This is a genomic window from Acidimicrobiales bacterium (assembly GCA_036273495.1).
Lineage (GTDB): Bacteria > Actinomycetota > Acidimicrobiia > Acidimicrobiales > JAJPHE01 > DASSEU01.
In genome coordinates this window covers 1-10,070 of record DASUHN010000362.1, presented here as the reverse complement: position 1 = coordinate 10,070, position 10,070 = coordinate 1, and the positions used below count along the sequence as shown (strand labels likewise).

The window sequence follows — 10,070 nt, the reverse complement described above, 5'->3', positions numbered from 1 at the left end:
CGACATCCACACGCACTACGACGGCCAGGCCACGTGGGACCCGCTGCTGGCGCCGTCGGCGTGGCACGGGGTGACGACGGTCGTGATGGGCAACTGCGGGGTGGGCTTCGCCCCCGTCCGGCCCGGCTCCGAGGACTGGCTCATCGGGCTGATGGAGGGGGTGGAGGACATTCCCGGCACCGCCCTGGCCGAGGGCATCACCTGGGGCTGGGAGTCGTTCCCCGAGTACCTGGACGCCCTGGACCGGCTGCCCCACACGATCGACGTCGGCACCCAGGTTCCCCACGGCGCCGTGCGCGCCTACGTGATGGGAGAGCGGGGGGCGCGCAACGAGCCGGCCGGTGCCGAGGACATCGCCGCCATGTCCGTCATCGTCGAGGAGGGCCTGCGCGCCGGGGCCCTGGGCTTCTCGACCTCGCGCACCCTGGCCCACCGGGCCATCGACGGGGAGCCGGTGCCGGGCACCTTTGCCGCCGAGGACGAGCTGTTCGGGATCGGTGACGCCCTGCGCCGGGCCGGGCGGGGGATCTTCGAGCTGGCGCCGGCGGGCTCGGCGGGGGAGGACATCGTCCGGCCCAAGGACGAGGTCGACTGGATGTGGCGGTTGTCCAAGGCCATCGGCCGCCCGGTGACCTTTGCCCTGCTGCAGGTCGACGCCGCTCCCGACCTCTGGCGGGAGCTGTTCGAGGTGTCGGTGGGCGCCGTCGGCGCCGGGGCCCAGGTGTACCCGCAGGTGGCCGGGCGGCCCTTCGGCCTGCTCGTCGGGCTGCAGACGACCCACGCCTTCCTCGACCACCCGTCGTACCGGGCCATAGCCGACCGCCCCCTCGCCGAGCGGGTGGCGGCCATGCGCGACCCGGCTTTCCGCCAGCGCCTCCTGGCCGAAGAGCCGGAGGGGCGCAACGCCTTCGCCAGCTTCGTGCGCTCGAGCTACGAGAAGATGTTCGTCCTCGGGAACCCGGTGGACTACGAGCCGGGACCGGAGCGCTCGATCGCCGCCATGGCCGCGGCCGAGGGCCGCACGCCCGAGGAGGTGCTGTACGACGCCCTGCTGGCCGACGACGGGCGGGCTTTCCTGGTCTTCCCGCTGCTGAACTACAGCGAGGGCAACGCCGACGCCATCAGGGAGATGCTCATGCATCCCCAGGGGGCGCTCGGCCTGGGTGACGGCGGCGCCCACTGCGGGATCATCTGCGACGCGTCGATCCCGACGTTCATGCTCACCCACTGGGTGCGCGACCGCACCCGGGGCCCGCGGCTGCCGATCGAGTACGTGATCAAGAAGATGACCCACGACACCGCTCAGCTGTACGGCATGCCCGACCGGGGCGTGGTGCGCGCCGGCGCCAAGGCCGACCTGAACGTGATCGACCTGCCCGCCCTGCGCCTCGACGTCCCCCGGCTGGCCCACGACCTGCCCGCGGGCGGGCGTCGCCTCCTGCAGCGGGCCGAGGGTTACGTCGACACCGTCGTCTCGGGCGAGGTGGTCCTCCACGACGGGGAGGAGACCGGGGCCCGGCCCGGTCATCTGGTGCGGGGGGCACGGCCGTGACCACGGACACGCTGATCTCGTCGGACTCCCACGTCACGGTCAAGCACGGCCACGTCAAGAAGTACCTGGCCTCCAAGTTCCACGAGGACTACGACGACGCCTACCGGCGCTTCATGGCCGTGTTCCTCGGGGGCGGGGCGGCCAAGGCCAACCAGGGGGCCATGAAGTTCCCGGGCCGGGCCCTGGGCCGGCCGGGCACCCACGACCCGATCGAGCGGCTCAAGGACATGGATCTCGACGGGGTGCAGACCGAGGTCATGTACTGCGAGCTGTCGGCCTACCGCTACCTCTACATGATGGAGAGCGGCAGCTTCGAGGCCACCCGGGCTTTCAACGACACCCTCCGGGACTTCGAGGCGACCGACCCGGCCCGACTCGTCGTCAACTACCAGATCCCGATCAACGACATCGGCTTCGCGGTGAAGGAGGTGCAGCGCCTGGCGTCGGTCGGAGCCAAGTCGCTGCAGCTGCCGGTGTTCCCCCGCGAGGTCGGCATGCCCGACTACTGGGACCCGGTGTACGACCCCCTGTGGTCCGTCGTGCAAGAGACCGGCCTGCCGATGACCTTCCACATCGGCCTCAACACCTCCCTCGACGACATGGCCAAGCGGGACCCGACCCCGAACCTGGCCGCCACCATTCCCTGCATCCCTCCCAGCACCACCGAGGCCCTCGGCATGTGGCTGCTCACCGGGGTGCTCGAGCGCTTCCCCGAGCTGAAGATCGTCTTCGTGGAGTCGGGGCTCGGCTGGGTGGCGTGGTACCTGTACTTCGTCGACGACATGGTGCAGTGGCAGGGCTACGAGTACCCGGAGCTCAAGGAGCTTCCGAGCTGGTACTTCCACCGCAACGTGTACCTGACCTTCATCAAGGAGCCCGACGCCGTCCAGTTCCTCCGCCACCGGCTGGGCGTCGAGAACCTGATGTGGTCGACCGACTATCCCCACCCCCCGACCACCTGGCCCGAGTCCCGCTCGATCGTGGCCGAGCAGTTTGCCGGAGTGCCCCAGCCGGAGCGGGAGCTGATGCTGTTCGGCAACGCCCGGCGCGTCTGGAACCTCTAAACCCGCAGGAGCCCAACATGGCCAACATCGACTTCAAGGCCTTCGACGCCGACAACCACTACTACGAGGCGCGCGACGCCTTCACCCGCCATATCGAGCCGGAGTTCCGCAAGCGGGCCATGCAGTGGGCGGAGGTGGACGGCAAGACCCGCCTCCTCGTCGGCGGTCGGGTCAACCGCTTCATCCCCAACCCCACCTGGGACCCGGTCTCCAAGCCCGGCGCGCTGGACGAGTACTTCCGGGGCCGCAATCCGAGGGGGGCCGACACCCGCGAGCTGTTCGGGGACCTCGACCGGTTGGCCGACCACCCCGAGTACCAGAACCGCGACGCCCGCCTGGCCCTCATGGACGACCAGGGCATCGAGGGGGCCATCTTCCTGCCGACCCTCGGCGTGGGCATGGAGCAGGCCCTGATCGACGACGTCCCGGCCATCATGGCCGCCTTCCGGGCCTTCAACCGCTGGATGGACGAGGACTGGGGGTTCGCCTACCGGGAGCGGATCTTCGCCGCTCCGTACATGACGCTGGTGGACGCCGACAACGCGGTGCGCGAGCTGCAGTGGGCCCTGGACCACGACGCCAGGTTCATCGTGATGGTGGCGGGTCCGATCGTGGTGAACGGCCGGGGCGTGTCCCCCGCCGATCCCGTCTACGACGGCTTCTGGGGCCTGGCCAACGAGTCCGGCGTCACTGTCTGCTACCACGGTGGGGACAGCCGCTACTCGAGCTACCTGGCCGACTGGGGTGAGAAAGCCGAGACCGAGGCGTTCCGCCAGAACCCGTTCCGGGCCCTGGCCTCCTCGCAGGCGATCCAGGACACCTTCGCCAACCTGCTGGCCCACCGGCTGTTCGCCCGCTTCCCGAACCTCCGGCTGGCCTCGATCGAGACCGGGTCGGACTGGGTGTTCCACCTCTACGAGAAGCTGACCAAGTCCTTCGGTCAGACCCCCAAGGCCTACCCCGAGGATCCACGGGAGACCTTCCGGCGCCACGTGTGGGTGTCCCCGTTCTACGAGGACGCCCTGGGGGAGCTCAAGGAGCTGCTCGGCCCCGACCACCTGCTGATGGGCTCGGACTACCCCCACGCCGAGGGGCTGGCCGAGCCGACCAGCTACGTCAAGGACCTCCAGAACTTCGACTACACCGACGAGGAGTGCCGCCTGGTCATGCGCGACAACGGCCTGGGCTTGTCCCGCCGCCGGCCCGCCTGACGCCACCGGGCAGCCTCAGCCGGCGCGGGCGAGGCTCCCCAGCAGGTCCATCGTCCGGCTCATCTCCTCCGGCGTGCCGAACGGACTGGCCAAAGTCCGTGGCGCCGGCGTCGTCGAGCGCCGCCAGCTGGTGGGCTACCGCGTCCTCGTCCCCGACGATCGCCACGTTGCCCGGGCCGGCCGCGCCCTCGCGGTCGAGCATGGCCCGGTACGACGGGAGCTGGCCGTAGATCGAGAAGGTCTGGTCGGCCCGCTGCCGGGCGCCGTCCGGATCGGCGGTGACGCACACCGGTAGCGCCACCACGACACGCGGAGCGGGGCGCCCGGCGGCCTCGGCCGCCTTGGTGATGCCGGGGACGATGTGGGACCCGATCGTGGCGGGGCCGGCCATCCAGGTGATCGTCCCGTCGGCCAGGGTCCCCGCCAGCTCGAGCATGGTCGGGGCCAGCGCCGCCACCAGTACCTGGGGGGCGGGCCCGTCGAACTCCAGCGGCATCATCGTCGAGGCCTTGAGGGTGGGGCCGGTGTAGTCCACCTTGCGGTCATGGAGCAGCGGCATCAGCGCCTTCAGGTAGTCGCGCATGTGCCGGGCGGGGCGCTCGAAGCTGTGGCCGAACATGCCCTCGATGACGATCTGGTGCGACAGGCCGATGCCCAGGGTGAACCGTCCCCCGGTGGCGGCCTGGACGGTCAGGGCCTGAGCCGCCATGACGATGGGATGGCGCGGGTAGGTCGGGACCACCGCGGTCATCAGCTCGATGTCGGGCACCTGGCTGCCGACCACGGCCAGAAGGGTCATGGCGTCGTAGCCGAAGATCTGCGAGCAGCCGGCGGAGCGGAACCCCGCCGCCGCCAGGCTCCGCACCTGCTCCACGATCTCCGGTATGGGGGCGGACGTGTCGATGCCGGCTCCGTAGCGCACGGTCAGATGGTAGGCGAGCGCCGACGCCGGCGGTCAGTTGACGCGGCGGCCGGCTTCCCCCCAGTACTCGTCGCGCAGCGCCTTCTTGTCGGGCTTGCCCAGCCCGGTGACCGGGATCCTCTCCGAGAAGTCGACCGACTTCGGCGCGTAGACCGAGCCCTTGCGCTCCTTGACCATGCCGATCAGCTCCCGCTCGTCGACCTCGGCGCCGGGCCGGGCGACGACCACCGCCTTCACCGCCTCCCCCCAGCGGTCGTCCGGCACCCCGATCACCGCCACCTGGGCCACGCCCGGATGGGTGGCGATGACGTCTTCCACCTCGCGGGGGTAGACGTTGAACCCGCCTGTCACGATCATGTCCTTCTTGCGGTCCACGATCGTTAGGTAGCCCAACTCGTCGGCGGTGGCCACGTCCCCGGTGTGCAGCCAGCCGCCGCGGAAGGCCTCGGCCGTCTCGTCGGGCTTCTTCCAGTAGCCCTTCATGACCATGGGGCTCTGGACGCAGATCTCCCCCGCCTGGCCGGGCTCGACCTCGTGCATGTCGTCGTCGAACAGACCGGCGCGCACCCACGGCACCGGTCGCCCGCAGGTCGCCAGCCGGCCCGGGTCGTCGACGAGGTGCTCCTCGCGGCGGAGGGCGGTGATGGCCATCGGGCACTCGGCCTGGCCGTAGAACTGGAAGAAGATCGGGCCCAAGCGCCCGATCGCCTCGGCCAGGCGGGTGGGGGAGATGGCCGAGGCCCCGTAGTAGACCGCCTCGAGGCTGGAGAGGTCGACCTTCTCCAGGGCGGGATGGTCGAGGAGGGCGTAGATCATCGTCGGCACGAGCATGGTGGCGGTGACCCGGTGGCGCTGCACGGCGTCGAGGAACCCCTCGGGATCGAACCCCGGCAGGACGACCAGCGCTCCGCCCCGCAGGAGGGTCGGGGTGAGGAAGGCGGCCCCGGCGTGGCTCAGAGGCGTGCTGATGAGGAACCGGGGCGCGGCGGGGATGTCCCATTCCGCCATCTGGATCATGGTCATGCGCGTGGCCCCCCGGGACGTCCCCATCACCCCCTTGGGCCGGCCGGTCGTGCCCCCCGTGTACGAGAGTCCCGACACGGCGTCGGGGTCGACGTCCGGCGGGCGCAGCGGGCGCGCCGAGAACCGCTCCGCTGCCGCCAGCAGGTCCTGGCCGACCTCCGACGGACCCATGGCCAGCAGACGGCTGAGCCGGGGGCAGCGCTCGAGGAGGGCGGCGGCGCGCTCCGAGTAGGTGCCGGGATCGAACACGAGGGTCTCGATCTCGGCGTCGTCGATCACGTAGACGTGGTCGTCGAGCGAGCCGTAGGGGTGCAGGGCCAGCGAGCGGGCGCCGGTGATCTGGTTGGCCTGCCCTACCGCCACCACCTCGGGCCGGTTGGACGACAGCACCGCCACCGGGCTTCCCACGCCGATGCCCATCGACGCGTACGCCTGGCTGATCCGGCTCACCTGGTCGCGCAGGGCGCCGACGGTCAGCACCGCGTCTCCGAGCAGGATGGCGGGCTGGTCCCCCGGCTGGGACAGCGCCCGGATGACGAGGTCGGCCGCGGTCAGCTCCCGGCGGGGATCGTTCATCGGCGCAGGATACGGGGCCCCGGTGCGGATCCGGCAGGTCGTGTCTAGCCTCCGCTCATGACGACCGGAGCAGCCGAGATCACGCCGTTCACCATCGCCGTCGAGGAGTCCGACCTCGCCGATCTGCGGGAGCGGCTGGCGCGCACCCGCTGGCCCGATCGGGAGACCGTGGACGACTGGTCGCAGGGGATCCCCCTCGACTACGTGAAGGACCTCTGCTCCTACTGGGCCGATCGCTACGACTGGCGTCGGTGCGAGGCGGCCCTCAACGGCTGGGGCAGCCACCGGGCTCCCGTCGACGGTGGCGGCGAGGACAGCCTGGCCATCCACTTCCTCCACGTCCGATCCCCCCACCCCGGCGCCCTGCCGCTCGTCCTCACCCACGGCTGGCCCGGCTCGGTCGTCGAGTTCTCCAAGGTGATCGGCCCCCTAAGTGACCCCCCGGCCCATGGTGGCCGGCCCGAGGACGCCTTCCACGTGGTCTGCCCCGCCCTTCCCGGCTACGGCTTCTCGGAGAAGCCCACCCGCCCCGGCTGGGGGGTGCAGCGGGTGGCCCGGGCGTGGGCGCAGCTGATGGCCGCCCTCGGCTACGAGCGCTACGGCGCCCAGGGCGGGGACTGGGGTGCCATGGTGACGACCTCGATCGGACAGCAGGACCCCGAGCACTGCGTCGGTCTCCACGTGAACATGGCCATCTGCCCGCCGGGCCCCGACGACGTCGCCGAGCTGACCGACGGCGAGCAGTCGGCGCTCGACGGGATGGGCCACTACGACCGCTGGGACTCCGGGTACTCCAAGCAGCAGTCGACCCGGCCCCAGAGCCTCGGTTACGGGCTGGCCGACTCGCCGGCCGGCCAGGGGGCCTGGATCGTCGAGAAGTTCTGGGCGTGGACCGACTGCGACGGCCACCCCGAGAACGTCCTCACCCGCGACGAGCTGCTCGACAACGTGATGCTGTACTGGCTCACCGACTCCGGGGCGTCGTCGGCGCGGATGTACTGGGAGAGCTTCAGCAGCGTGGGCCTGGATCCCGTCACCGTCCCGAGCGGGATCTCGGTGTTCCCGAAGGAGATCTTCCGGACCTCGCGGCGCTGGGCGGAGAAGCGCTTCACCGACCTGCGGTTCTTCAGCGAGCCGGACAAGGGCGGCCACTTTGCCGCCTTCGAGCAGCCGGAGCGCTTCGTCGAGGACGTGCGGGCCTTCTTCCGCACCGTGCGCTGACGGCTGCGGCGGCGATCGAATGTGACAGCTCGGCGAAGATGCCGTTGGACCCTTGACTACAGGCGCCGGTCGGTGGGCAAAATGACACCAGGCACCGAAAGGAGCATGGACGTGCACACGACCAGCTCGAGCGAGGAGAGTGGTCCGCCCGGCTGCTCCCCGCCCTAGGTCCTCCCCGGACCTGGGGCAGCACCGGCTGACGCCAGGGTAGGCGCCGCGGACTTTCCAACGCGGGTCGCAGCGCGCCGTCCCTACGGGGGCGGCCGCCGACAGGGCGGCTCCCAACTGATCGGGTTCCGTTGTCGCCTGCCGTGGTGATCGGTGACATCCAGATACTTCTACGACCGGAGCCGGCCGAGAGGCCGGCTCCGAGTCGTTCCCGGCCCGGCCGATCGACGGCGATCCCCCGCTTCCTGGCGCCGGTCATGACCGGCTGCGCCGAGGCCTGCTTGGTAGGTTCCCGGGGCCATGGCCCGGTCAGCACCGTCGCGACAGGCGACCCGGGCGGCTGGGCGCCGGGCGGACCGGAGGGCCGAGGAGCGGGCCCGGCGTCAGGACGAGCGCCAGCGCCGGGCGGCGCGCAGCCAGCGGGTCACAGTCCGGCGCCGCCAGTTCCGCCGGGCCCGGATGGCCGTTCTCGTCGGTGCCGCCACCTTCCTTCTCGGCGCGCTGTGGACGGGCGCCCCCCAGCCCTTCCGCCAGCCCTATGTCCCGGCCGACGAGCCGACCGCGTCCTATTCGGTGACCTACGCCGTCACCTACCAGGGCGGGGTCCACAACACCGAGCAGATCACCGTGCAGCGGCCGTGGAACGGCAAGGACATCACCCGGCGCGGCGGCAAGATCGTGGCCGCCGAGCTCACCAACGACCAGGGTCTCTGGGACTGGTCGGCCAACGGCAGCCGGCCGGGGTGGTTCCTGCTCAGCCAGGGCCGGCAGCGGGCCGTGTCGGACGCCCAGCCCGTGCTGCCGCTCGACTGGGGGATCGATCGCGCCTCAGCCGCAGTGGTGGGCACCGACCGGGTGGCCGGCCGGACGTGCACGCGCGTCCTCACCGGGGAGCCGGCCGGCCAGCAGGTCTCTGCCCCGACCGGATCGTCCCGCGCCGAGCTGTGCCTGGACCGCACCGGGGTGATCCTGCGCCAGGTCTGGTATCTGAACGGGAAGCTGGCCGAGCGGATGGTGGCCACCTCGTTCCAGCCCCACTTCACGCCGACGGCCGACACCTTTGCCCCCAACCCCCGCCTTCCCACCACCGGCAAGCCGCCGGTCGTGTCGCAGGCGATCGCCCCGGACCACCTGAAGGGCATCATCCCGCGCCTTGACCCGCCCGCTGGCTTCAGCCTCGGCCCCGCGTACATCTCGGGCCAGGTGTCCGGGGCCACGGGCCAGCCCACGTTCACGACCAAGGAGATGTACGTGGGGCCGGGCCACCAGCTGCTGGAGCTCGACTACGGGCCCGGCCCCGGACCCCACCGGGGCATCCGCGAACAGCTGGCGGGGGGCCGGGTCGGGTGGCTGTCGCTGGACCTCTACGCCAGCTCGCTCAACGTCGACGTCAACGACGGGGCGTCGCTGCTGATGTACGCCACCGACCCCGCCCTGCTGATCCGCGCCGCCAACCGCCTGCACGGCTGACCGGCAGGGCGCCGCCGGCGGTCAGACCGTGGCGGTCTCGACGATCTCGCTCTCCGCATCGTCCCCCACGCCCAGGTAGGCGGCTCGCACCGACTCGTTGCGCTGGATCTCGGCCGGGGTGCCGACCGCCAGGATCTGCCCGAAGTCGAGCACGTGGATCCGGACGCACACCGCCATGACGAGATCGATGTCGTGCTCGACGAGCAGGATGCCCAGCCCACCTGCGGCCAGGTCGGTGAGCAGCCGGCCGAAGGACTCCGACTCGGACTCGTCCAGGCCCGACGACGGCTCGTCGAGGAGGAGCGCCCGCGGGCGGGTGGCCAGGGCCCGGCCCAGCTCGACCAGCCGGGCCAGCCCGGTCGGCATGGCGTCGACCTGCTCCTCGGCCACCGAGGTCAGCCCCACCAGCTCGAGGATCTCGTCGGCCACGCCGCGGGGATCGCTGCCGTCGCGAGCCCAGCGGCGCCGCACCTCGGCGGCCACCAGGATGTTGGCGCGGGCGGACAGCGAGCCGAACACCTCGAGGCGCTGGAAGGTCCGGGCTATGCCGAGCCGGGCCCGCTGGTGTGCCTTCTTGCGGCCGATGTCCTTTCCCTCGAGCACGACCGTGCCCGAGTGCGGCTCCTGCAGCCCGCACACCACATTGAACAACGTCGTCTTGCCGGCGCCGTTGGGACCGATGAGCCCGGTAACGGTCCGGTCCTCGACGGTCAGGTCCACCCCGCGCAGGGCGTGGACCCCGCCGAAGCGGACGTCGACGCCGTTGACCTCGAGCAGGGCCACGCCTAGTCCTCCTCGAGCGGCCGGCAGATGCCGCAGGGGCGCAGGCCCTCGTCGGCCGACACCTCGCGCAGGTTCTCCTT

At 71.3% G+C, this 10,070-nt stretch carries 8 protein-coding genes; 5 read left to right on the top strand and 3 right to left on the bottom strand.

What is annotated here, in order from left to right; all coding sequences use genetic code 11:
- The 3 genes from VFW24_15405 to VFW24_15395 form a co-directional block, all read left to right on the top strand.
- A partial coding sequence (locus VFW24_15405; protein ID HEX5268152.1) for an amidohydrolase family protein occupies positions 1 to 1,552 on the top strand: 1,552 nt, incomplete at its 5' end.
- Entirely contained in the window at positions 1,549 to 2,616 is a 1,068-nt protein-coding gene (locus tag VFW24_15400; protein HEX5268151.1) for an amidohydrolase family protein, read from the top strand. The genes VFW24_15405 and VFW24_15400, both read left to right, overlap by 4 nt.
- 17 nt (positions 2,617 to 2,633) lie before the next feature.
- Positions 2,634 to 3,827, top strand: a complete 1,194-nt coding sequence (locus VFW24_15395) for an amidohydrolase family protein (protein HEX5268150.1) — start codon at positions 2,634 to 2,636, stop codon at positions 3,825 to 3,827.
- On the opposite strand, the gene VFW24_15390 is transcribed toward VFW24_15395, so the two are convergent.
- Positions 3,781 to 4,749 carry an LLM class F420-dependent oxidoreductase gene (locus VFW24_15390; GenBank protein ID HEX5268149.1) on the bottom strand — a complete coding sequence of 323 codons (969 nt, stop codon included), beginning with the start codon at positions 4,747 to 4,749 and terminating at the stop codon, positions 3,781 to 3,783. The two genes, VFW24_15395 and VFW24_15390, sit on opposite strands and share 47 nt — an antisense overlap.
- A 33-nt stretch (positions 4,750 to 4,782) precedes the next feature.
- Positions 4,783 to 6,348: an AMP-binding protein gene (locus VFW24_15385; GenBank protein ID HEX5268148.1), complete on the bottom strand. Its 1,566-nt coding sequence runs from the start codon at positions 6,346 to 6,348 to the stop codon at positions 4,783 to 4,785.
- A 57-nt stretch (positions 6,349 to 6,405) separates the two neighbouring features.
- Here VFW24_15385 and VFW24_15380 point away from each other — a divergent pair, with 57 nt between their 5' ends.
- Together VFW24_15380 and VFW24_15375 are read left to right on the top strand one after the other, a co-directional pair.
- Positions 6,406 to 7,569 carry an epoxide hydrolase gene (locus tag VFW24_15380; GenBank protein ID HEX5268147.1) on the top strand — a complete coding sequence of 388 codons (1,164 nt, stop codon included), beginning with the start codon at positions 6,406 to 6,408 and terminating at the stop codon, positions 7,567 to 7,569.
- 468 nt (positions 7,570 to 8,037) lie between these two features.
- The gene (locus VFW24_15375) at positions 8,038 to 9,207 is read left to right on the top strand and encodes a hypothetical protein (protein ID HEX5268146.1); all 1,170 of its coding nucleotides are present in this window, start codon (positions 8,038 to 8,040) and stop codon (positions 9,205 to 9,207) included.
- Between the two features lie 21 nt (positions 9,208 to 9,228).
- On the opposite strand, the gene VFW24_15370 is transcribed toward VFW24_15375, so the two are convergent.
- Positions 9,229 to 9,990 (bottom strand): ABC transporter ATP-binding protein, encoded by a 762-nt coding sequence (locus VFW24_15370; GenBank protein ID HEX5268145.1) that lies wholly within the window; start codon positions 9,988 to 9,990, stop codon positions 9,229 to 9,231.
- Between the last annotated feature and the right edge of the window lie 80 nt (positions 9,991 to 10,070).

Bases quoted from the DNA above. Each gene is read 5' to 3' on its own strand.
- VFW24_15385 (HEX5268148.1), bottom strand. From the start codon at position 6,348: ATGAACGATCCCCGCCGGGAGCTGACCGCGGCCGACCTCGTCATCCGG.
- VFW24_15375 (HEX5268146.1), top strand. From the start codon at position 8,038: ATGGCCCGGTCAGCACCGTCGCGACAGGCGACCCGGGCGGCTGGGCGC.
- VFW24_15395 (HEX5268150.1), top strand. From the start codon at position 2,634: ATGGCCAACATCGACTTCAAGGCCTTCGACGCCGACAACCACTACTAC.
- VFW24_15380 (HEX5268147.1), top strand. From the start codon at position 6,406: ATGACGACCGGAGCAGCCGAGATCACGCCGTTCACCATCGCCGTCGAG.